The organism is Kitasatospora sp. NPDC057940 (assembly GCF_042887425.1).
Lineage (GTDB): Bacteria > Actinomycetota > Actinomycetes > Streptomycetales > Streptomycetaceae > Kitasatospora.
Window position 1 is genome coordinate 41,600 of record NZ_JBHVPH010000017.1, and the last position, 22,081, is coordinate 63,680.

The following is a 22,081-nucleotide window of genomic DNA, read 5'->3' on the forward strand; positions in this document are numbered from 1 at the left end:
GGTCCACAATGACGTGTGACACAAGGAGGGTTGACTCATGCAGGTGATCACAAGGGTCGAGTGTCCGGATGACGCCCCGGCGACCAGACGCGTCCACATGGCCGCGTTCCCCGGCCCGGACGAGGCGGACCTGGTCGACGCGCTGCGCCGCGATCCGGCCTGGCTGCCCGGGCTGTCGCTGGTCGCGGTCGACGAGACCGGGCTGGTGATCGGGCACGCGCTGCTGACCCGGCTGCGGGTCGGCGAGGACGGCGCGGGCCTCGCGCTCGCACCGGTCGCCGTCGCGCCCGAGTGGCAGCGCAAGGGCGTCGGCGAACTCGTCGTCCGGGCCGCGCTGTCGGCGGCCGAGAAGGCGGGGGAGAAGCTCGTGGTCGTCCTCGGCGACCCGGAGTACTACGGGCGGTTCGGCTTCAGCGCGGCCGGTCGGCACGAGGTCAGCGGGCCGTTCGAGGTGCCGGACGCCTACTTCCAGGCGCTGCCGCTGCCCGCGTACGACGGCGCTCCGCGCGGGCTCTGCCGCTACCCCGAGGCCTTCGTGGCGGTGTAGCCCGTCAGGTCGGTTCCACCGACCGCGTTCCCACCCGGGGCTCCGTCCCACCCGACGTTCCCACCCGGGGCTCCGTTCCGTCCGACGATCCCAGCCGACCGAAGGGGACCGTGACCCGGCAGCTGCGCACGAACGCGGCCATCGCCGGCGTGAGTTCGCGGTCCTTCGGCCAGTACAGCCCGACCAGGCTCGGGCTGAGCCCCCGCACCGGCCGGTACGCGACGTCACCCCGTACGGCCAGCCGGCTCATCGTCTCCGGTGCGAAGCCGACGCCCTGACCGCACACCACCGCGGTCAGCCACTCGTCGGTGTTGTGCGCCACCGCGCCGATCCGCACCGGACGCCCGCCCCGCTCCCGGCCCGCCAGCCAGTACTCGCGCCAGTGCCCCGCCTCGTGCGGTATCGCCACGAACGGCTCGTCCAGCAGGTCCTCGACGGACAGCTCGGCCCGGTCCGCCAGCCGGTGCCCGGCCGGCAGCGCCACGACCCGCGCCTCCTCGCCGAGCAGAGCGACGTTGTAGTGCTCGACCAGCCACGCCGGGCCGTGCCAGAGCGTCAGGTCGATCTCGCCGGTGGCCAGGCCCGAGGTCGGGTCGAACCAGTTGTTCTGCCGCAGCTCCACCTGCCAGCCGGGCATCCGCCGGGCGAAGTCGGCGACGGTGCTGCGGGTCATCAGGTTGATGATGCCGCCCTCGAACCCCACGCGCAGCACCGAGCCCTGCTCGGCGGCGGCCGCCCGGGTGGCCCGCAGCGCGTCCTCCCAGCCGGCCAGCATCGCCCCGGCGTAGTCCGCCAGCGCCCGCCCGGCCGGGGTGGGCGCCATGCCGCGCCGCGAGCGCTCGAACAGTGCCACCCCGAGCAGCGATTCCAGCTGGCGGATCTGCTTGGTGAGCGTCGGCTGGGAGACGAACAGCCGGGCCGCGGCGGCGGTCAGCTGACCCTCCTCGCAGACCGCGGCGAAGCTGCGCAGCAGGCGGGTGTCGACATCCATGCCCCAAGGTTATGGAACCGGATATTGGACCCGTCCGGCAGGTGTGGGCCAAGGTTGGTCGTTCGGCGTCCGCGCCGACCGGACGGGGGAGCGCGGCAGCGGCGGTTCAGGGGGCCGCCGCTGCCGCCCACCCGCCCGCCGACCTGCGGGGGCGGCCTCCAGCGCCTACGGTGAGTGCTCATCAGCAGCAGCCGGACGGAGGAGCCCAGGTGGCCGAGGAGCAGCGGACCGCGAAGCCGGAACGACTCGCGAGGAAGCCGTACGAGCGGGAACTGCTGCGGCTCCAGCAGGAACTGGTGAAGCTCCAGGAGTGGGTGCGGGTCGAGGGCGCCCGGCTGGTGGTGGTCTTCGAGGGGCGCGACGCCGCCGGCAAGGGCGGCGCGATCAAGCGGGTGACGGAGTACCTGAACCCGCGCATCGCCCGGGTCGTGGCGCTGCCGACCCCGACCGAGCGGCAGAAGACCCAGTGGTACTTCCAGCGGTACGTCGAGCAGCTGCCGGCCGCCGGGGAGATCGTGCTGTTCGACCGCAGCTGGTACAACCGGGCCGGCGTCGAGCGGGTCATGGGCTTCTGCACGGACGAGCAGTACTGGCAGTTCCTGCACCAGTGCCCGACCTTCGAGCGGATGCTGATCGAGGAGGGCGTCCTGCTGCGCAAGTACTGGTTCTCGGTGAGCGACACCGAGCAGGAACGGCGCTTCCGGGACCGGCTGGAGGATCCGATGAAGCGCTGGAAGCTCTCCCCGATGGACGTCGAGTCGATCACCCGTTGGGAGGACTACTCGCGGGCCAAGGACGAGATGTTCGTCTACACCGACACCCCGGACTCGCCCTGGCACGTGGTGGAGAGCGACGACAAGCGGCGGGCCCGGATCAACATGATCGCCCACCTGCTCTCCACCGTGCCGTACCGCGAGATCACCGCCCCGCAGATCGACCTGCCGCCCCGCCCGGCCCCGCGCGGCTACCAGCGGCCCCCGCGCGACCTGCAGAAGTACGTCCCGGACCACGCGGCCCGCCTCGATCGGCCGGAGTCCCAGGGGCGATGAGGCCGGCGGCTCCGGCGGGTGTGTCGGCGGCCTCGCATAGGCTTCCGGTGTGGACGAACCGGACCTCTTCACCGCCGCCGCCGAGGAACGCCAGAGCAGGGAGCCCGGCCGGGCGCCGCTGGCCGTACGGATGCGTCCGCGCACCCTGGACGAGGTGGCCGGGCAGCGGCAGCTGCTGAAGCCCGGGTCGCCGCTGCGGCGGCTGGTCTCGGGCTCGCGCGGGCCGGCGGCGACCAGCTCGGTGATCCTCTGGGGCCCGCCCGGCACCGGCAAGACCACCCTCGCGCACGTGATCAGCCAGGCCGTGGAGGGCCGCTTCGTCGAGCTGTCCGCGATCACCGCCGGGGTCAAGGAGGTCCGGGCGGTGATCGACGGCGCCCGGCGGGCGGTCGGCATGTCCGGCCGGGAGACGGTGCTGTTCCTGGACGAGATCCACCGCTTCTCCAAGGCCCAGCAGGACTCGCTGCTGCCGGCCGTGGAGAACCGCTGGGTCACCCTGATCGCGGCGACCACGGAGAACCCGTACTTCTCGGTGATCTCCCCGCTGCTGTCCCGCTCGCTGCTGCTCACCCTGGAGTCGCTGACCGACGAGGACGTCCGCGCCCTGCTGCGCCGCGCGGTGGCCGACGAGCGCGGTCTGGGGGGCGCGCTGGACCTGACGGCGGAGGCCGAGGACCACCTGGTGCGCCTCGCCGGCGGTGACGCCCGGCGGGCGCTCACCACGCTGGAGGCCGCGGCCGGGGCGGCGCTGGAGAAGGGCGAGGCGAGCATCACGCTGGCCACCACGGAGACGGCCGTCAACCAGGCGGCGGTGCGCTACGACAAGGACGGCGACCAGCACTACGACGTGGCGAGCGCGCTGATCAAGTCGATCCGGGGCAGCGACGTGGACGCCACCCTGCACTACCTGGCCCGGATGATCGAGGCGGGGGAGGACCCGCGGTTCATCGCCCGCCGGCTGATGATCTCGGCCAGCGAGGACGTCGGCCTGGCCGACCCGACGGCGCTCCAGACGGCGGTCGCGGCGGCCCAGGCGGTGGCCCTGATCGGCTTCCCGGAGGCGCGGATCATCCTCTCCCAGGCGGCGATCGCGCTGGCCCTGGCACCCAAGTCCAACGCGGCCTACCTGGCGATCGACGCGGCGCTGGCGGACGTCCGGCAGGGGCTCGCGGGCGCGGTGCCGCCGCACCTGCGGGACGCGCACTACGGCGGCGCGGGCAAGCTCGGCCACGGCCAGGGCTACCAGTACCCGCACGACCTGCCGGAGGGCATCGCGGCCCAGCAGTACGCGCCGGACGCGGTGCACGGCAAGGACTACTACCAGCCGACCCGGCGCGGCGGCGAGGCCCGCTACGCGGACGTCGTGGAGTGGACGCGGGGCCGGCTCAGGGGCGAGTGAGAAGGGGCGGTCGCGCACCCGGTACAATCGGTCGGAGTGCCACGTCCCGGGACGGCGGCGGGGGAGACCCCACCGACCGGCCACACCAGCGGGGCATCGGCCGTAGGCCTCCTCCGGGAGGCCCGCACCAGGAGCGTCGCGCACCGTTTCGGTGTCGCGGACGGCCCGGATTTCCGGGCTGTTCCGTGTGACCAGCACTTTTGTGCCCGGCTCCGGAGAGCGGCTGACCGCATCGCCTCGGCGATGGGTTGTCTCCGGGTCGCGAGATGCGACCTCCGTCAACACCTGGTGAAGCCGTATTCGTAAGCAAGGAAGGTTTGGTTCATGGCGAACCAGAAGCGTCCCAAGGTCAAGATCGCGCGTGCGCTCGGCGTGCCGCTGACCCCGAAGTCCGTCAAGTACTTCGAGGCCCGCCCGTACCCGCCCGGCCAGCACGGCCGTGGTCGCAAGCAGAACTCGGACTACAAGGTCCGTCTGCTCGAGAAGCAGCGTCTGCGCGCCCAGTACGACCTGAGCGAGAAGCAGATGGCGCGCGCGTTCGACCGCGCGAAGAAGGCCGAGGGCAAGACCGGTGAGGCGCTCGTCGCCGAGCTGGAGACCCGTCTGGACTCGCTGGTGCTGCGTTCGGGCATTGCCCGCACCATCTACCAGGCCCGCCAGATGGTCGTCCACGGCCACATCGAGGTCAACGGTGGCAAGGTCAACAAGCCGTCGTACCAGATGAAGCCGGGCTTCGTGGTGACCGTCCGCGAGCGCAGCAAGGAGAAGGTCCCGTTCCAGGTCGCCCGTGAGGGTGGCTACGCGGGCGAGGGCCAGACCCCGAAGTACCTCGAGGTCAACCTGAAGGCCCTGGCCTTCCGCCTGGACCGTGCGCCGCAGCGCAAGGAGGTCCCGGTGATCTGTGACGAGCAGCTGGTGGTCGAGTACTACTCGCGCTGACCCGTCGCGGTTCCGCATCTGCGGTACCTCAGCGAGCCCCCGTCGCCTTTCGAGGCGGCGGGGGCTCGCCCCTTTTCCGGTGGCGACTCCTGGTGCCGGTGGCTACCGGCTCTCGCCGGTCATCGCCGCGGCCAGCCGCAGGTGCGGGCGGGCCTCATCGGCGCGGCCCTGGCGCTCCAGGGTGCGGCCGAGCATCAGCCGGGCGTAGTCCTCGGCCGGGTCGGTGTCCAGGATCCGGAGCAACTCGGCCTCGGCGCGGCCGAGTTGGGCGGAGTGGTAGTAGCTGCGGGCCAGCAGCAGCCGGACCGAGAGGTTGGCCGGCTCCTCGGCGAGCACGCCCTCCAGCATGCGGGCGGCGTCGGCGTAGGCCTTGGACTCGAAGTGGAACGTCGCGAGGCGGTACTCGTCGGCGGCGGTGGTCACGGCCACGGGGTGCTCCTTCCGGGTGGTTCCTTGCCTCCTCAAGCAATCGGCAAGCTTCAGCTATTCCTGGCCGGTGCGGGCGCCGGCGCGGACGGCACCGAGCAGGGCCCGGACCCGGGCTCCGGGCCGCCCGCCGACCCGCTGCCGCCCAGCGCCCGGGAGACCGCCGCGTCCAGGTCGAGCCGGGCCCCGGCCTGGTAGCACCGCTCGTACTCCTGCGCGGTCAGCCCCGCCCGGGCCCGCTCCGCGCACTCCCGGTGCGGGCCGGAGAAGGACCGCGAGCCCAGGAAGGGCACGCCGACCGTGCCCCAGATCCGGTGCGCGGCGCCCTGCAGCACCCGGGCCCCGCCCAGGTCGCCCGGCGCGCCCGGGCCGCCCGGCTCGGTCTCCAGCAGCGCCAGCAGGTCGATCGCCAGCGCGATGCCCAGCAGGTCGTGGAACAGGTGGTTCAGCCGCAGGCCCTCCCGGGCCAGGGCGCGGGCCGCCCGGACGGCGCCGTCCAGCCAGTGCGCGTACGCCATCGCGTACAGCACGTACGCGTACGCCCACTGCTCGCCGTGCTCCTCGCACAGCTCACGGGCCTGGCCGAACCAGAGTTCCCCGCTCTCCGGATCCCCCTGGAACAGGTGCGCGAGGCCCAGCTCGAACATGGCCAGCACGACGTTGCTGTTGAGCTCGCCGATGGTCCGGTAGTGCCAGAGCGCCTCCTCGAACAGCTCGGCGGCGCGGTCCGGCTCGTCGCCGACCAGGGCCGCGCTGCCCTGCCGGTGGACGGCGTAGGCGAGCGCCCGGTCGTCGCCGGTGTCCAGGGCCTGGCGGCGGCACTCCTCCAGTGCCGGGCGGGCCGCCTCCGGGTCGCCTTGCAGGGTGGCCAGGTGGCCGGTCGCCCAGAGGGCCTTGGCGCGGGCCTCGGTCGGCTCGCGGTCCAGGGCGAGCGCGCGGTCCAGCCAGTGCCGCCCCTCGCCGAGGTGGCCGCAGCCGCCCCAGTAGAACCACAGCGTGCCCGCCAGCAGCAGGGCGATCTGCTCCTCGCCGGGCTCGGCGAGGCAGAACTCCAGCGCCGCGCGGAGGTTGGGGTGGGCGAGTTCGGTGCGCTCGGCGGTCTCGGCCTGCCGGGGCCCGAACCACTCGACCTCGCCCCAGGTGGCCACGCCCAGGTACCAGTCGCGGTGGCGGCGCAGCAGCCGCGGCTCCTCGCCGGCGGCCCGCAGCCACTGGCCGCCGTAGTCGCGCAGGGTGTCCAGCAGCCGGAAGCGGACGCCGAAGGCGCTGTCCTCGCCCTGCACCACGGACTTGCCGACCAGTTCGTCGAGCAGGTCGAGCACGTCCTCGGCCTCCAGGCCGTCGCCGGCGCAGACGTACTCGGCGGCCTCCAGGTCGAAACTGCCGGCGAAGACCGACAGGCGGGCCCAGAGTAAACGTTCCTGCACGGTGCAGAGCTCATGGCTCCAACCGATCGTGGTGCGCAGCGCCCGGTGCCGCGGCAGGGCCGTCCGGGAGCCGCCGGTGAGCAGCCGGAACCGGTCGTCCAGCCGGGCGGTGATCTGCTCGACCGACAGCGCGCGCAGCCGCCCGGCCGCCAGCTCCACCGCCAGCGGGATGCCGTCCAGACGGCGGCAGAGCAGGCTCACCGCCTCGGCGTTGGCCTCGGTCAGCGCGAAGGAGGGCAGCACCGCCCGGGCCCGCTCGGCGAACAGCCGCACCGCGTCCGGCAGCCCGCCCGGACCGCCCGGACCGCCCGGACCGCTCGGCCGGGGGTCGACCGGCAGCGGGGCCAGGGCGAGCAGGTGCTCGCCCGAGGCCCGCAGCGCGGCGCGGCTGGTGGTCAGCACCCGGAGGCCGGGCAGCGCCCGCAGCAGCGCGTCCGCCAGGTCGGCGCAGGCCTGCACCAGGTGCTCGCAGCCGTCCAGCACCAGCAGCGCGCGCCGGCCGGCGAGCCGCTCGGTGAGCAGGTCCAGCGGCGGGCGGGCGGTGCCGTCCGGCAGCCGCAGAGCCTCCAGCACCGCGCGGCCGAGCAGCAGCGGGTCCTGCACGGGGGCCACCTCGACCAGCCAGGTGCCGTCCGGGAAGGCGTCGGCCGCCCGGGCGGCGGCGCTCAGGGCCAGCCGGCTCTTGCCCACCCCGCCCGGCCCGGTCACCGTCACCAGCCGGGCTCCGGCCAGCAGGCCCGCCAGTTCGGCCAGCTCCCGCTGCCGCCCGACGAAGCCCGTCACCTCGGCCGGCAGCCGGCCGGGCTCCGGCTCGCGCGGCCACGCCGCGGGTTCCCCGGGCTGTGCTCTCCAGTCGCCGGCCAAGCGCTGCTCCCCGTGTTCCTGGCCCGGACCGTCGGGCCCGGACGTTCGTCGGGCCGTACGGGCGACGGCCCGCCTGGCAGAACGAGGTGACCGGCCGGTAGGTTACGCGCGCGGTTCGCACATCCGACCGGTTCGGCCGGGGGCCGACGCGACGGCGGACCCCGGGGCCCGGCGACAACCCGGTCCGGAAACCGGGCGTGGGCGCGATAGGGTTCCGTTTGGAGAACAGCAAGGCGAGGGAGCGCGCAAAGGTGTCCGTGGGAGAGCTGGCCGGGTTGCTCGTCGCCGTGTTCTGGGCGGTCCTGGTCACCCTGCTCGCCGTGGTGCTGGTCCGCCTCTCGCGCGTGCTGAAGGAGGCCGCCGTCCTCGTCTCCGCCGTCACCGAGCAGGCCGTCCCGCTGCTGAGCGACGCGGGCGCCGCCGTGCGCAGTGCCAACCAGCAGCTGGAGCGGGTGGACGAGATCACCGCCAACGTGCAGGACGCCGCCGCCAACGCCAACGCGCTCTCCTCCACCGTCGCCGCCACCCTGGGCGGGCCGCTGGTGAAGGTCGCGGCCTTCAGTTACGGCGTCCGCAAGGCCGTCGCCAAGCAGCAGGGCGGCCAGCCGTCCGTGCCGTCGCAGAGCGGCGAGCGCGAGGAGCTGGCCCGGCTGATCCGGGCCGAGGTGCGCGCCGCGACCGCGCCCAGGAACGGCCTGCTCTCCCGGGTCCGGCGCGCGGTGAGGGGCTGACGGCATGGTGCGACGCGTCTTCTGGATGGCGGTCGGCGCCGGTGCGACCGTGTGGGCCATGAACAAGGCCAACGAGGCCGTGCACCGGCTCACCCCGGACAGCCTCTCCGGCACCGCCACGCGCGGTGCGCTGCACCTGGGCGACCTGGCCAAGCAGTTCGCCCAGGACGTGCGGGCCGGCATGGCCGAGCGCGAGGAGCAGCTGAAGGACGACCTCGGACTGCACGGCACCGCCGTCGTCGAGCCCGGGAGCACCCGCCGGGTCCTGCGCGGCGAGCCGCAGTACCGAGCTATCTCGGCGGCGCCCGGCAGCCCGGCCGCCGCCCTGCCCCCGTCCGGCCCCCGCCCCGTGTCCCGTGGGGCCCGCACCACCACCCGAGCCATTGAAGAAACGCCCCGCCGCGCCCTGCCGCAGCGGGGCGGCACCCCGAACCGGAAGGACCAATAATGGAGTCGGCTGAGATCCGCCGCCGCTGGCTGCGCTTCTTCGAGGAGCGCGGCCACACCGTCGTTCCGTCGGCGTCCCTGGTCGCCGACGACCCCACCCTGCTGCTGGTCAACGCCGGCATGGTGCCGTTCAAGCCCTACTTCCTGGGCGAGGTCAAGCCGCAGTTCTCGCGCGCCACCAGCGTCCAGAAGTGCGTGCGCACCCTGGACATCGAGGAGGTCGGGAAGACCACCCGGCACGGCTCCTTCTTCCAGATGTGCGGCAACTTCTCCTTCGGCGACTACTTCAAGGAAGGCGCCATCAAGTTCGCGTGGGAGCTGCTCACCAGCTCCGTCGCGGACGGTGGCTACGGCCTGGAGAAGGAGAAGCTCTGGATCACCGTCTACCAGGACGACGACGAGGCCGAGCTGATCTGGCGTGACGTCATCGGCGTCCCGTCCGAGCGCATCCAGCGCCTCGGCATGAAGGACAACTTCTGGTCGATGGGCGTCCCCGGCCCCTGCGGCCCGTGCTCGGAGATCAACTACGACCGCGGCCCCGCGTACGGCGAGGAGGGCGGCCCGGCCGTCAACGGCGAGCGCTACCTGGAGATCTGGAACCTGGTCTTCATGCAGTACGAGCGCGGCCACGGCGACGGCAAGGACGGCTTCGAGATCCTCGGCGACCTGCCGAGCAAGAACATCGACACCGGCCTCGGCCTGGAGCGCCTCGCCGCCATCCTCCAGGGCGTCGACAACCTCTTCGAGATCGACACCAGCCGGATGATCCTCGACCGCGCCGCCGAGCTCACCGGCCACACCTACGGCGCCGACCACAAGTCGGACGTCTCGCTGCGCGTGGTCACCGACCACATCCGCACCGCGCTGATGCTGATCGGCGACGGCGTCACCCCCGGCAACGAGGGCCGCGGCTACGTGCTGCGCCGCATCCTGCGCCGCGCCATCCGCAACATGCGCCTGCTGGGCGCCACCGGCGTGGTGGCCAAGGACCTCACCGACATCGCCATCAAGGCGATGGCTCCGCAGTACCCGGAGCTGGAGAGCGACCGCAAGCGCATCGAGACGGTCGTCGTCGGCGAGGAGGCGGCCTTCCTGCAGACGCTCAAGGCCGGCACCAGCCTGCTGGACGCCGCGGTCACCGAGACCAAGCAGGCCGGCGGCGCGGTCCTCTCCGGGGACCAGGCCTTCAAGCTGCACGACACCTACGGCTTCCCGATCGACCTCACCCTGGAGATGGCCGAGGAGCAGGGCCTCCAGGTGGACGAGTCCGGCTTCCGCCGCCTGATGCAGGAGCAGCGCAACCGCGCCAAGGCGGACGCCAAGGCCAAGAAGATGGGCCACGCCGACGTCGCCGCGTACCGCGAGGTCGCCGACAAGTCCGGCGCGAGCGTCTTCACCGGCTACAACCTCACCGAGGGCGAGGCCAGCGTCGTCGGCCTGCTGGTGGACGGCGTTCCGGCGCCGGCCGCCTCCGAGGGCGACGAGGTCGAGATCATCCTCGACCGCACCCCGTTCTACGCCGAGGGCGGCGGCCAGCTCGCCGACCACGGCCGGATCCGGCTGGAGTCCGGCGCGGTGGTGGAGATCCGCGACGTGCAGCAGCCCGTCCCGGGTGTCATCGTGCACTCCGGCGGGGTGCTGTTCGGCGAGGTCGTGCTCGGCGCCTCGGCGTACGCCACGATCGACACCGAGCGCCGCCGGGCGATCGCCCGCGCCCACTCGGCCACCCACCTGACCCACCAGGCGCTGCGCGACGCGCTCGGCCCGACGGCCGCCCAGGCCGGCTCCGAGAACGCCCCCGGCCGCTTCCGCTTCGACTTCGGCTCGCCCGCCGCCGTCCCGGGCACCGTGCTGGTCGACGTCGAGCAGAAGATCAACGACGTGCTGGGCCGCGAACTCGACGTCACCGCCGAGGTCATGACGATGGATCAGGCCCGCAAGGCCGGCGCCATCGCGATGTTCGGCGAGAAGTACGGCGACGAGGTCCGGGTCGTCACCATCGGTGACTTCTCCAAGGAACTGTGCGGTGGCACGCACGTCGGCAACACCGCCCAGCTGGGTCTGGTCAAGCTGCTCGGCGAGTCCTCGATCGGCTCCGGCGTGCGCCGCGTCGAGGCGCTGGTCGGCGTCGACGCGTACAAGTTCCTGGCCCGCGAGCACACCGTGGTCTCCCAGCTGACCGAGCTGGTCAAGGGGCGCCCGGAGGAGCTGCCGGAGAAGATCTCGGGCATGCTCGCCAAGCTCAAGGACGCCGAGAAGGAGATCGAGCGCTTCCGCGCCGAGAAGGTGCTGGCCGCCGCGGCGGGCCTGGCCGACTCGGCCGAGGACGTGCACGGCATCTCGGTGGTCGCCGCGCAGGTCGCCGACGGCGTGGGCGCGGACGAGCTGCGCAAGCTGGTGCTGGACGTGCGCGGCCGCCTCGGCTCGCGCCCGGCCGTGGTCGCCGCCTTCACCGTGGCGAACGACCGCCCGCTGACCGTGATCGCCACCAACGAGGACGCCCGCGCCCGCGGCATCAAGGCCGGCGAGCTGGTCCGGGTCGCCGCCAAGACCCTCGGCGGCGGCGGTGGCGGCAAGGACGACGTCGCCCAGGGCGGCGGCTCCAACCCGGCCGCGGTCGGCGAGGCCGTCGCCGCGGTGCGCGGCCTGGTCGCGGAGCGCGCCAGCTGATGGTCGAGGAGCCTCAGGTGGAGCGGCCCTTCCGGCGGGGGCGGCGGATCGCCGTCGACGTCGGTGACGCCCGGATCGGGGTCGCGTCCTGCGACCCCGACGGGGTGCTCGCCACGCCCGTGGAGACCGTTCCGGCCGGGGTGAAGTCGCAGGCCAGGATCGCCGCCATCGTCGAGGAGTACGACGCGGTGGAGGTGATCGTCGGGCTGCCCCGCTCGCTGAGCGGCAAGGAGGGCCCGGCGGCGGAGAAGGTCCGCGCCTACGCGACGCGGCTGGCCAACCGGCTGTACCCGGTGCCGGTCCGGCTGGTCGACGAGCGGATGTCGACCGTCACCGCCACCCACGGGCTGCGAGCCTCGGGCGTCAAGGCGAAGAAGGGCCGCTCGGTGGTCGACCAGGCCGCCGCGGTGGTGATCCTGCAGACCGCCCTTGAGTCCGAACGGGTGAGCGGGAACCCGCCTGGTGAGAGCGTCGAGGCGGTCGGCTGACCGGCCTGATCTAACGTCCCGTCGAGGGGTCCGTGCGGACGCGTCCGCACGGACCCCTTTCGAACGTTTCGGCACAGCCGAGGGGACGCGAGCCATGACCGACCAGGACTTCCACCCGGGTCTCACGCCCGGGCACCTGGGTGCGCCGGTGCTGGAGCCGGAGGGCCGGCCGCCGGGCGCGCCCCGCATGCGCTCCGATGCACCCGATCCGCACCGACGGCGTAACGGACTGGCCTGCGCGCTCACCGCGCTCGCCCTGGTCGCGGTGTTCGGCGGGGCGGGTCTCGCCGGCTACGCCTGGCTCCAGGGGCAGCGCACACCCCCGGCCGCCGCCGACTTCGCGGGGCAGGGCACCGGCAGCGTCCAGGTCTCGGTGCCGGAGGGCGCGGGCCTGTCCCAGATCGCGTCCACCCTGGTCCGCAACGGGGTGGTGGCCAGCTCGCTCGCCTTCACCCGGGCGGCCAAGGGCAGCGCCGCGGCCGCCGGGCGGATCCAGCCCGGCACCTACACCCTGAAGCAGCGGATGTCGGCCGCGGCCGCGCTGACCGTGCTGATCGACCCGGCCAACGCCAACGGCCTGACCATCCCCGAGGGCTGGCGCGGCTACCAGATCTACGTGGCCATCGACCACAAGCTGCATCTGCCGGAGGGCACCACCCAGCGCACCGCCCAGGCGCAGGGCGCCGAACTGGGCCTGCCGGACTTCGCCAAGGGCAGCCCCGAGGGCTACCTCTTCCCCGCGACGTACAGCGTCACCGACGGGACCACCGCGATCGACCTGCTGAAACAGATGGTGGAGCGGGCCGGCAAGGAGTTCAGCCGGGACGACGCGAACGTCGTCGCGCAGAACCTCGGGCAGAGCCTGTACGGGCTGGTCACCGTGGCCAGCATGGTCCAGGGCGAGGCCGACAACAACGAGGACATGGGCAAGGTGGCGCGGGTCATCTACAACCGGCTCGCCAAGGGCATGCCGCTGCAGCTCGACTCCACGATCAACTACGCGCTCGGCCGGTCGACCCTGAACACCACCGTCACCGACACCCGGCTGGACTCCCCGTACAACACCTACCTGCACCCCGGGCTGCCGCCCACGCCGATCTCCAACCCGGGGCGGCAGGCGATCATGGCGGCGCTGGACCCGGCGCAGGGGGACTGGCTCTACTTCGTCACCGTGAAACCGGGGGACACCCGCTTCACCGACAGCTTCGACGTGCAGCAGCGCAACGTCGCCGAGTTCAACGCCAACCGGGCGTCGGCGAAGCCGAGCGCCTCGGCGCTGCCGTCGGCTTCGGCCGGCGAGTCGGCCCCCGACTCCGGGCCGCCGGCGCCGGCGCCCGAGCCGGCGGCCGAGCCGAGCGAGGACGGGTGAGGTCGGACACCGACGGCACGTCCGCCCTGCCGGGGGCACGTGTGCGGTACGGTAACGTCTCCTCCCAGGCGCTGCGCTAGCACGCCGGTTCGAGAATCAGCCGGGACCGCGTCCCGGACGGCCGGTCCGATCCTCCGGCCGTCTTCGTCGGTTAAGGGGATCAATGACCGATCTGGGTCGGGGCTACGGCCCCCAGGGCTCTGAGCCGTGGCACCCCGGTGACCCCGGGTACGTCGGCCAGCAGCCGGTCCCCGGCCAGCAGGACGGCCAGTGGCAGCAGTATCCCCAGCAGGGCGAGCCGGTCCAGCAGTATCCCCAGCAGCAGGGCGAGCCGGTCCAGCAGCCGTACGGAGACATGCAGCAGCAGGGGTATCCGCAGCAGCAGATGCAGCAGATGCCGCAGCAGGGGTACCCGCAGGGGTATCAGCAGCAGGGGTTCCCGGGCGGACAGCAGCAGTACCCGCAGCAGCAGGTGCCTCAGCAGCAGGTGCAGCAGGGCTACCCGCAGCAGCAGATGCCGCAGCAGGGGTATCCGCAGCAACAGCAGCAGATGCAGCAGATGCCCCAGCAGGGGTACCCGCAGGGGTATCAGCAGCAGGGGTTCCCGGACGGTCAGCAGCAACCTGGCATGGCGCAGCAACCTGGCATGGCGCAGCAGCAGGGGATGGCCCCGCAGCAGCCCCAACAGCTTCAGCAGCCCGGCGCGCAGCAGCAGCCGGGCATCCCGCAGCAGGGCGCGCAGCCCGGGCGGCGGCGTCGCGCGGCGCCGGAGCCCGAGCCGGCCGCGCCCGTCAGCGGCCCCGGTCCGGACGGCATCGACTGGGAGGCCGAGGCCGCCGCGCTGGAGGCCGGCGCCGATCCGGTCGGCGGGCACGCGCCCGAGGCCGACGAGTGGGACGGCCACCCGGACGGCTTCCAGGAGGACGGCCGCGAGGACGGCCACCACGAGGACGCCGAGTACCGCGACGAGGACGGCCACGTCGAACAGGAGGGCTTCCTCGGCGAGGAGGACTCCTCCCGCGACGCGCAGAAGAAGCGCAAGGAGAAGGGCAAGAAGTCCGGCCGCCGCAACGGCGGGGCCTGCCTGCTGGTCGCGCTGGTGCTGGTCGGCGCCCTGGGCGGGGCCGGCTGGTGGGGCTACGGCTTCTACCAGGACCACTTCGGGCCGCCGCCGGACTTCACGGGCGAGGGCAGCAGCCCCGTCCAGGTCGAGGTCAAGTCGGGTGCGGTCGGCGGTCAGATCGGCCTGGCGCTGAAGAGCGCCGGCGTGGTCAAGAGCGTCGACGCCTTCAGCAAGGCCTGCGACGCCGAGCCGAAGTGCAAGAGCATCCAGCCGGGCTTCTACTCGCTGAAGAAGGAGCTGCCGGCCGCTACCGCGCTGAGCGAACTGCTCAACGGGGCCGGCGGTGCGGGGCTGGTCATCCCCGAGGGCAAGACCGCCGCCGACATCTACACCCTGATCGACGGGAAGCTGAAGCTGCCGCAGGGCACCACGGCGGGTGTCGCCAAGGCCCAGGTCGGCAGTCTCGGCCTGCCGGCGTACGCGAACGGCAACATCGAGGGCTTCCTCTGGCCGACCCGGTACAACATCGCCGACGGCATGAAGCCCGAGGACCTGCTCAAGCAGATGGTGAAGAACGCCACCGACAAGTACGCGACCCTGGACGCCGACGCGTCCAAGGCCGGCCTCAAGAACGCGTACGAGGTGGTCATCGAGGCGAGCATCCTGCAGCGCGAGGGCAACAAGGTCGAGGACTTCGCCAAGATGGCCAGGACCATCCAGAACCGGCTGGCGAGCGATACCGTGCGCCACACGCTCGGCATGGACACCACGCTGCAGTACTCGCTGGGCCGCAAGGAACTGGACAAGAAGGACATCAACGACGGGTCCAACAAGTACAACACCTACATCAACCCGGGCCTGCCGCCGACGCCGATCTCCAACCCCGGCGACGACGCGCTCAAGGCGGTGCTCAACCCGGCGGACGGCAAGTGGCTGTACTTCATCGCGATGTCCCCGTCCAACACCCTCTTCGCCGAGACGGACAAGGAGCACGCGGCCAACGTCGAGGCGTACTGCAAGGCGGCGGGCCAGGGCTTCGACAAGGTCGGTCTCCACTGCACCACCAAGTAGCCGCCGCCGCACCGCCGTTCATGGAGGAACAGCGTTGACCAGCAAGCACCGGGCCGCAGTCCTCGGCTCGCCGATCGCCCACTCGCTCTCGCCGGACCTGCACCGGGCCGCCTTCGCGGCGCTCGGGCTGGACGGCTGGCGCTACGACCGCTTCGAGGTCGACGAGGCCGGCCTGCCCGGATTCCTCGCCGGGCTGGACGAGGCCGAGTGGGCCGGGCTGTCGCTGACCATGCCGCTGAAGCGGGCGATCATCCCGCTGCTGGACGAGGTCAGCGCGACGGCCCGCGCGGTGGACGCGGTGAACACCGTGGTGTTCACCGCCGACGGGCGCCGCACCGGGGACAACACCGACGTCCCCGGGCTGGTGAACGCGCTGCGCGAGCGGGGCATCACCGAGGTGCCGGCCGCGGCCGTGCTGGGTGCCGGGGCCACCGCCTCCTCGGCGCTGGCGGCGCTGGCCCAGGTCTGCACCGGCGAGGTGACCGTCTACGTGCGCAGCGCGGAGCGGGCCCGGGAGATGGCCGAGCTGGGCGAGCGGCTGGGCGTCGCCGTGCGCACCGCCGACTGGGAGCTCGGCGCGCAGGCGCTGGAGCGTCCGCTGACCGTCTCCACCACGCCGGTCGGGGCGACCGACGCCTTCTCCGACGCGCTGACGGCGGCCCCGGGGGCGCTGTTCGACGTGCTGTACCACCCGTGGCCGACGGCGCTGGCCGAGGCCTGTGCCGCGCGCGGGGCGACCGTGCTCGGCGGGCTGGACCTGCTGGTGCACCAGGCGGTGCTGCAGAGCGAGGCCTTCACCGGGCGGGCGCCGGGGCCGCTGGCGGCGATGCGCGAGGCGGGCGAGAAGGCCCTCGCCGGGCGCTGAGACCGCGCCGGTGGCCGGATCGCGCCGACCACCGCCCGGCCGGGTGGCCGGAATCGTGCCGACCACCGTCCCGCCGACTGACCGGTTGCCGTCCGTCACGCGGACTGGGCCTCCAGGTGCCGCCGGGACGTGAAAGGATTCAGGGGAAAAGGCACGCCCGGGCGGGCCCCGGCAGGTGCCGAGGCCGGTCCGCTGATGAAGGAGCTCCGTTGGGTACGTTGCGCTGGCTGACGGCGGGGGAGTCGCACGGCCCCGCACTCGTCGCGACGCTGGAAGGCCTGCCCGCCGGTGTACCGGTCACCACCGCGGTGGTGGCCGACGCGCTGGCGCGCCGCCGGCTCGGTTACGGTCGCGGCGCACGGATGAAGTTCGAGCAGGACGAGGTGACGTTCCTCGGCGGCGTCCGGCACGGCGAGACCATGGGCAGCCCGGTGGCGGTCATGGTCGGCAACACCGAGTGGCCGAAGTGGGAGCAGGTCATGTCGGCCGACCCGGTCGACCCCGAGGTGCTGGCCGGTCTGGCCCGCAACGAGGCGCTCACCCGCCCCCGCCCCGGCCACGCCGACCTGGCCGGCATGCAGAAGTACTCGATCGACGAGGCACGTCCGATCCTGGAGCGCGCCAGCGCCCGTGAGACGGCCGCCCGGGTCGCGCTCGGTGCCGTCGCCCGCGCGTACCTGAAGGAGACCTGCGGGATCGAGATCGTCAGCCACGTGGTCGAGCTGGCCGCCGCCAAGGCCCCGGCCGGTGTGCTGCCGCTGCCCTCGGACGAGGCGCGGCTGGACGCCGACCCGGTCCGCTGCCTGGACGCCGACGCGTCGAAGGCGATGGTCGCCGAGATCGACCAGGCCCACAAGGACGGCGACACCCTCGGCGGCGTGGTCGAGGTGCTCGCGTACGGCGTGCCGGTGGGCCTGGGCTCGCACGTGCACTGGGACCGCCGGCTGGACGCCCGGCTGGCCGCCGCGCTGATGGGCATCCAGGCGATCAAGGGCGTCGAGGTCGGCGACGGCTTCGAGCTGGCCCGGGTGCCCGGCTCGCAGGCGCACGACGAGATCGTCCCGACCCCCGAGGGCGTCAAGCGCACCTCCGGCCGCTCCGGCGGCACCGAGGGCGGCCTGACCACGGGCGAGGTGCTGCGGGTGCGTGCGGCTATGAAGCCGATCGCCACCGTGCCGCGGGCGCTGCAGACCCTGGACGTGCGCACCGGTGAGCCGGCCAAGGCGCACCACCAGCGCTCGGACGTCTGCGCCGTGCCGGCCGCCGGGATCGTCGCCGAGGCGATGGTCGCGCTGGTGCTGGCCGACGCGGTGAACGAGAAGTTCGGTGGTGACCACGTCTCCGAGACCCGCCGCAACGTGCAGGGCTACCTCGACAACCTGATCATCCGATGACCGTTCCGGTCGTTGTGCTGGTCGGCCCGCCCGGCAGTGGCAAGTCCACCGTCGGGCGGGCCCTGGCCGAGCGCCTGGGCGTCGGTTTCCGGGACACCGACGCCGACATCGAGGCGCTGGCCGGCAAGCCCATCCCGGAGATCTTCATCGACGAGGGCGAGCCGCACTTCCGCGAGCTGGAGGTCCGGGCCGTGCGCACGGGCGCCACGGAGCACGACGGCGTCCTGGCACTCGGCGGCGGCGCGGTGATGGCCGAGGCCACCCGCGCCCTGCTGCGCGAGCTGCCGGTCGTCTTCCTGGAGGTCCCGCTGGCGGACGCGGTCAAGCGGGTCGGCCTGGACGCCCCGCGCCCGCTGCTGGCCATCAACCCGCGGGCCCGCTGGCGCGAGCTGATGGAGGCCCGCCGGCCCCTCTACCTGGAGGTGGCCACCGCCGTCGTCGACACCGCCGGCCGCACCCCCGAGCAGGTCGCGGACGCCGTACTGGAAGCACTGGAGCTGAAGACCCCCCATGACTGACCCCATCGTCAGGATTCACGTCGGCGGCAACGCCGGCCACGACCCGTACGACGTGCTGATCGGCCACCAGCTGCTCGGCGAGCTGGCGCCGCTGATCGGCACCCGCGCCAAGCGGGTCGCGATCATCCACCCCGAGGCGCTGTCCGCCACCGCCGACGCCATCCGCGAGGACCTGCTCGGCGAGGGCTACGAGGCGATCGCGCTCCAGGTGCCCAACGCCGAGGACGCCAAGAGCGCCGAGGTCGCCGCGTACTGCTGGTCGGTGCTCGGGCAGACCGGCTTCACCCGCAGCGACGTCGTCGTCGGCCTCGGCGGCGGCGCCACCACCGACCTGGCCGGCTTCGTCGCCGCGACCTGGCTGCGCGGCGTCCGCTGGATCTCCATGCCCACCACGCTGCTCGGCATGGTCGACGCGGCCGTCGGCGGCAAGACCGGCATCAACATCGCCGAGGGCAAGAACATGGTCGGCGCCTTCCACCCGCCGGTGGGCGTGCTGGCCGACCTCGACACCCTGGCGACCGTGCCCAAGCACGACTACGTCTCCGGCCTCGCCGAGGTCATCAAGTGCGGCTTCATCGCCGACCCGGCCATCCTCGACCTGATCGAGGCCGACCCGGAGGGCGCCAAGACCCCGGACGGCCGGCACACCGTCGAGCTGATCCGCCGCGCCATCCAGGTCAAGGCCGACGTGGTCTCCGGGGACCTCAAGGAGTCCGGCCGGCGCGAGATCCTCAACTACGGCCACACCCTCGGCCACGCCATCGAGCGCAACGAGCGCTACAAGTGGCGGCACGGCGCCGCGATCTCCATCGGCATGGTCTTCGCCGCCGAACTCGGCCGCCTGGCAGGCCGGTTGGACGACGAGACGGCCGACCGGCACCGCACCGTGCTGGCCTCCGTCGGCCTGCCGCTGCGCTACCAGGCGGACGCCTGGCCGAAGCTGCTGGACGCCATGAAGATCGACAAGAAGTCGCGCGGCGACCTGATCCGCTTCATCGTCCTGGACGGCCTCGGCAAGACCTCCGTCCTGGAGGGCCCCGACCCGTCCCTGCTGGTCGCCGCCTACGCGGAGGTCTCGGCGTGACCAGGGTCATGGTGCTCAACGGCCCCAACCTCGGGCGGCTCGGCAGCCGTGAACCGGACGTCTACGGCGCCACCTCCTACGCCGGGCTGGTCGAGCGCTGCACCGCGCTCGGCAAGGAGTTCGGCTTCGAGGTCGAGGTGCACGAGACCAACTCCGAGCAGCAGATGGTGGAGTGGCTGCACGAGGCGGCCGACGGCAAGGTGCCCGTGGTGATCAACCCGGGCGCGTTCACGCACTACTCGTACGCGATGCGGGACGCCGCCTCGCAGCGCACCGCGCCGCTGATCGAGGTGCACATCTCCAACCCGTACGCCCGGGAGACCTTCCGGCACACCTCGGTGATCGCCGCGGTGGCCTCCGGCACCATCGCGGGATTCGGGCTCGGCTCGTACGAGCTGGCCCTGCGCGCCCTGGCCGAGCAACTCACCACGCGCTGACGCCTGGTCAGCGGCCCGGCGGCGGACTGTGCCCGCCGCCGGGCCGCCGTGTAGTCTCCCCGCTGAGAGGTGTCGGGAGGTGACCGTGACGCAGTACGCCGGGGGTGGGCACGTCCCGCCGCGTCCCGCCGCTCCGCCGGGGCCGCAGCCGCCGGGGGCCGCCGCGCCGCCGCCGGTGCCGCCCGCTCCGGCTCCTGTTCCCGCTCCCGTTCCCGCCGCCGCGCCGCCGGTTCCGGCCGCTCCTGTTTCCGCGCCCGCCCCGGCCGCACCCGCGCCCGGCGCGCCGGTCCCCGGCGGGGCCACCGGGCACTTCGTGCTGCCCTCCGGCACGCCCGTGCAACTCCCCGCCCACCCGCCGCAGCGGCACGCGCCCACCAGCCCGATCGCCGTGCTGCTGATCGGCCCGGCCGGGGCGGGCAAGACCACCGTCGCCCGGTACTGGGCCGAGCGCCGGCCCAGCCCGACCGCGCACATCAGCCTGGACGACGTCCGCGAGTGGGTGCAGTCCGGCTTCGCCAACCCGCAGTCCGGCTGGAACAACGCCTCCGAGGCGCAGTACCGGCTGGCCCGCCGCACCTGCGGCTTCGCCTGCCGCAACTACCTGGCCAACGGCATCTCCTGCATCATCGACGACGCCGTCTTCCCGGACCGCCCGGCCATCGGCCTCGGCGGCTGGAAGCGGCACATCGGCCCCGGCATGATCCCGGTCGTGCTGCTGCCCAGCCTGGACTCCGTGCTGCACCGCAACGCCCGGCGCGGCGGCACCCGGCGGCTCGGTGACGAGGAGGTGGCGCGGATCCACGGCCGGATGGCGGGCTGGTACAACTCCGGGCTGCCGATCATCGACAACTCGTACCTGGACGTGGCCGGCACCGCCGCCGAGCTGGACCGCGTCATCCTGGCCCGGCTGATGGGCATGCCGGTGCGCTGACCTGCGACGATCCGGCGGTGTCGGTACCGGCTGCGATGATGTGCGGGTCCTGTCGAACCACCCCGGGGGAGCTGACGCCCGTGCCGGAAGGCCACATCATCCACCGCCTCGCCGCCGAGAACCGGAAGGCCTTCGGCGGCCGCCCGGTCGAGGTGTCCAGCCCGCAGGGCCGGTTCGCCGACGAGGCCAAGGCCATCGACGGGCAGCTGCTCACCGCGGCCGAAGCCGTCGGCAAGCACCTGTTCCTCGGCTTCGAGGAGGGCGCCTGGGTGCACGTCCACCTCGGCCTCTACGGCGGCTTCGCCTTCGGCACCGGGCCCGCGCCCGAGCCGGTCGGCCTGGTCCGGCTGCGGCTGGCCAACGACGACGGCTACGCCGACCTGCGCGGGCCCAACACCTGCGCGCTGGTCACCGATGCGGAGAAGGCCGCCGTCGCGGCCCGGCTGGGCCCCGACCCGCTGCGCGCCGACGCCGACCCGCAGGCCGCCTGGCGCCGGATATCGGCCAGCCGGACGACCGTCGCCGCGCTGCTGATGGACCAGAAGGTGCTGGCCGGGGTGGGCAACGTCTACCGGGCCGAGGTGCTGTTCCGCCACGGGATCAACCCGCACCGCGCCGGCCGCGACCTCACCCGGGCCGAGTGGGACGCGATCTGGGCCGACCTGGTCGCCCTGATGCACGAGGGCGTCGGCGCGGGCCGGATCGACACCGTCCGCCCCGAGCACACCCCCGAGGCGATGGGCCGCCCGCCGCGCGTCGACGACCACGGCGGTGAGGTGTACGTCTACCGGCGGGCCGCGATGCCCTGCCTGGTCTGCGGCACCGACGTCCGGACGGAGCAGCACGCCGCGCGCAACCTCTTCTGGTGCCCCGCCTGCCAGGCGGCCTGACCGGGCACTGTCCGGCCGGTCAGCCGACGGCCGTGCTGGGCTCGTGGTGTTCGGCGGCGGCGCACGCGTCGAGGAGGGGGCGCAGGGCCTCGTCCACGAGCCGGTAGCGCACGACCCGTCCGTCCTTGTCCCCGGCGACCACGCCCGCGGTGCGGAGCAGCCGCAGGGCCTGGGACACGGCGGGGTCGCGCATGCCGGTGGCGACGGCGAGGTCGGAGACGGCGAGCGGGCCGGCCCGGTGGAGGGCGAGCAGGAGGGCGAGCCGCCCGGGGTCGGCGAGCAGGGAGAACCGCTCGGCCCAGGTGCGGACGTGCGCGGGGTCGCCGATCGCGGCGATGGCCTCGCAGACCCGGTGTCCGTCGATGGTGCGGTGGCCCGCGCGGTCGGCCGGTACGAGATGCATGCGCACATTGTTGCAGGAGGGGGCCTGTGATCCTGGACACCTGCGCAGGTACGCAGCCTTGCAAGGGTGGGTCCTGGC

The 22,081-nt window shown here is 73.3% G+C and carries 22 protein-coding genes; 17 read left to right on the plus strand and 5 right to left on the minus strand.

The features are described 5' to 3' along the window. Positions 1–37: 37 nt before the first annotated feature. Complete coding sequence (locus ACFVTF_RS24105) at positions 38–547, plus strand: GNAT family N-acetyltransferase (RefSeq protein WP_371516208.1); 510 nt, start codon at positions 38–40, stop codon at positions 545–547. 4 nt (positions 548–551) lie between these two features. Here ACFVTF_RS24105 and ACFVTF_RS24110 read toward each other — a convergent pair whose 3' ends face one another. Next, complete coding sequence (locus ACFVTF_RS24110; protein WP_387816375.1) at positions 552–1,538, minus strand: LysR family transcriptional regulator; 987 nt, start codon at positions 1,536–1,538, stop codon at positions 552–554. A 209-nt stretch (positions 1,539–1,747) separates the two neighbouring features. Here ACFVTF_RS24110 and ppk2 point away from each other — a divergent pair, with 209 nt between their 5' ends. The 3 genes from ppk2 (at position 1,748) to rpsD (ending at position 4,925) form a co-directional block, all read left to right on the plus strand. Next, a complete protein-coding gene (ppk2, locus tag ACFVTF_RS24115; RefSeq protein ID WP_387816377.1) occupies positions 1,748–2,587 on the plus strand; it encodes a polyphosphate kinase 2 in 840 nt (279 codons plus the stop codon). A gap of 49 nt (positions 2,588–2,636) precedes the next feature. Beyond that, positions 2,637–3,986 carry a replication-associated recombination protein A gene (locus ACFVTF_RS24120; RefSeq protein WP_387816379.1) on the plus strand — a complete coding sequence of 450 codons (1,350 nt, stop codon included), beginning with the start codon at positions 2,637–2,639 and terminating at the stop codon, positions 3,984–3,986. A gap of 324 nt (positions 3,987–4,310) precedes the next feature. Beyond that, entirely contained in the window at positions 4,311–4,925 is a 615-nt protein-coding gene (gene rpsD / locus ACFVTF_RS24125) for a 30S ribosomal protein S4 (RefSeq protein ID WP_063346792.1), read from the plus strand. Between the two features lie 102 nt (positions 4,926–5,027). Here the strand turns inward: rpsD and ACFVTF_RS24130 are convergent, their stop codons facing one another. Then, positions 5,028–5,348, minus strand: coding sequence for a tetratricopeptide repeat protein (locus ACFVTF_RS24130; protein ID WP_387816551.1), 321 nt, complete (start codon positions 5,346–5,348; stop codon positions 5,028–5,030). Positions 5,349–5,404: 56 nt separating this feature from the next. Beyond that, positions 5,405–7,642, minus strand: coding sequence for an ATP-binding protein (locus ACFVTF_RS24135; protein ID WP_387816380.1), 2,238 nt, complete (start codon positions 7,640–7,642; stop codon positions 5,405–5,407). A 251-nt stretch (positions 7,643–7,893) separates the two neighbouring features. On the opposite strand from ACFVTF_RS24135, the gene ACFVTF_RS24140 reads away from it, so the two are divergent. The 5 genes from ACFVTF_RS24140 (at position 7,894) to mltG (ACFVTF_RS24160) (ending at position 13,347) form a co-directional block, all read left to right on the plus strand. Further along, positions 7,894–8,373: a DUF948 domain-containing protein gene (locus ACFVTF_RS24140; protein WP_387816382.1), complete on the plus strand. Its 480-nt coding sequence runs from the start codon at positions 7,894–7,896 to the stop codon at positions 8,371–8,373. A 4-nt stretch (positions 8,374–8,377) separates the two neighbouring features. Further along, the gene (locus ACFVTF_RS24145) at positions 8,378–8,821 is read left to right on the plus strand and encodes a DUF6167 family protein (RefSeq protein ID WP_363583102.1); all 444 of its coding nucleotides are present in this window, start codon (positions 8,378–8,380) and stop codon (positions 8,819–8,821) included. Then, positions 8,821–11,490: an alanine--tRNA ligase gene (gene alaS, locus ACFVTF_RS24150; RefSeq protein WP_387816384.1), complete on the plus strand. Its 2,670-nt coding sequence runs from the start codon at positions 8,821–8,823 to the stop codon at positions 11,488–11,490. The genes ACFVTF_RS24145 and alaS overlap by 1 nt, the downstream gene beginning before the upstream one ends. Positions 11,491–11,507: 17 nt before the next feature. Then, entirely contained in the window at positions 11,508–11,978 is a 471-nt protein-coding gene (gene ruvX / locus ACFVTF_RS24155) for a Holliday junction resolvase RuvX (RefSeq protein ID WP_244293307.1), read from the plus strand. 94 nt (positions 11,979–12,072) lie between these two features. After that, positions 12,073–13,347: an endolytic transglycosylase MltG gene (gene mltG / locus ACFVTF_RS24160; RefSeq protein WP_387816386.1), complete on the plus strand. Its 1,275-nt coding sequence runs from the start codon at positions 12,073–12,075 to the stop codon at positions 13,345–13,347. Between the two features lie 160 nt (positions 13,348–13,507). Here mltG (ACFVTF_RS24160) and ACFVTF_RS24165 read toward each other — a convergent pair whose 3' ends face one another. Continuing rightward, a complete protein-coding gene (locus ACFVTF_RS24165) occupies positions 13,508–13,969 on the minus strand; it encodes a hypothetical protein (protein WP_387816388.1) in 462 nt (153 codons plus the stop codon). 6 nt (positions 13,970–13,975) lie between these two features. Between ACFVTF_RS24165 and mltG (ACFVTF_RS24170) the strand changes: the two genes are divergently transcribed. From mltG (ACFVTF_RS24170) to ACFVTF_RS24205, 8 genes are all read left to right on the plus strand, one after another. Continuing rightward, the gene (mltG, locus tag ACFVTF_RS24170) at positions 13,976–15,481 is read left to right on the plus strand and encodes an endolytic transglycosylase MltG (protein WP_387816390.1); all 1,506 of its coding nucleotides are present in this window, start codon (positions 13,976–13,978) and stop codon (positions 15,479–15,481) included. A gap of 34 nt (positions 15,482–15,515) precedes the next feature. Continuing rightward, positions 15,516–16,346, plus strand: coding sequence for a shikimate dehydrogenase (locus tag ACFVTF_RS24175; RefSeq protein ID WP_387816392.1), 831 nt, complete (start codon positions 15,516–15,518; stop codon positions 16,344–16,346). 209 nt (positions 16,347–16,555) lie between these two features. Next, complete coding sequence (aroC, locus tag ACFVTF_RS24180; RefSeq protein ID WP_350877858.1) at positions 16,556–17,740, plus strand: chorismate synthase; 1,185 nt, start codon at positions 16,556–16,558, stop codon at positions 17,738–17,740. Beyond that, positions 17,737–18,258: a shikimate kinase gene (locus ACFVTF_RS24185; RefSeq protein ID WP_063346780.1), complete on the plus strand. Its 522-nt coding sequence runs from the start codon at positions 17,737–17,739 to the stop codon at positions 18,256–18,258. The genes aroC and ACFVTF_RS24185 overlap by 4 nt, the downstream gene beginning before the upstream one ends. Beyond that, positions 18,251–19,342: a 3-dehydroquinate synthase gene (gene aroB / locus ACFVTF_RS24190; RefSeq protein ID WP_371516198.1), complete on the plus strand. Its 1,092-nt coding sequence runs from the start codon at positions 18,251–18,253 to the stop codon at positions 19,340–19,342. The genes ACFVTF_RS24185 and aroB overlap by 8 nt, the downstream gene beginning before the upstream one ends. 8 nt (positions 19,343–19,350) lie before the next feature. Next, complete coding sequence (aroQ, locus tag ACFVTF_RS24195) at positions 19,351–19,779, plus strand: type II 3-dehydroquinate dehydratase (RefSeq protein WP_063350970.1); 429 nt, start codon at positions 19,351–19,353, stop codon at positions 19,777–19,779. A gap of 79 nt (positions 19,780–19,858) precedes the next feature. Further along, positions 19,859–20,710: an AAA family ATPase gene (locus tag ACFVTF_RS24200; RefSeq protein ID WP_387816395.1), complete on the plus strand. Its 852-nt coding sequence runs from the start codon at positions 19,859–19,861 to the stop codon at positions 20,708–20,710. Between the two features lie 80 nt (positions 20,711–20,790). After that, positions 20,791–21,600 carry an Fpg/Nei family DNA glycosylase gene (locus ACFVTF_RS24205; RefSeq protein WP_371516196.1) on the plus strand — a complete coding sequence of 270 codons (810 nt, stop codon included), beginning with the start codon at positions 20,791–20,793 and terminating at the stop codon, positions 21,598–21,600. A 19-nt stretch (positions 21,601–21,619) separates the two neighbouring features. Here ACFVTF_RS24205 and ACFVTF_RS24210 read toward each other — a convergent pair whose 3' ends face one another. Continuing rightward, positions 21,620–22,003 (minus strand): ArsR/SmtB family transcription factor, encoded by a 384-nt coding sequence (locus tag ACFVTF_RS24210; protein ID WP_371516195.1) that lies wholly within the window; start codon positions 22,001–22,003, stop codon positions 21,620–21,622. Positions 22,004–22,081: the final 78 nt, after the last annotated feature.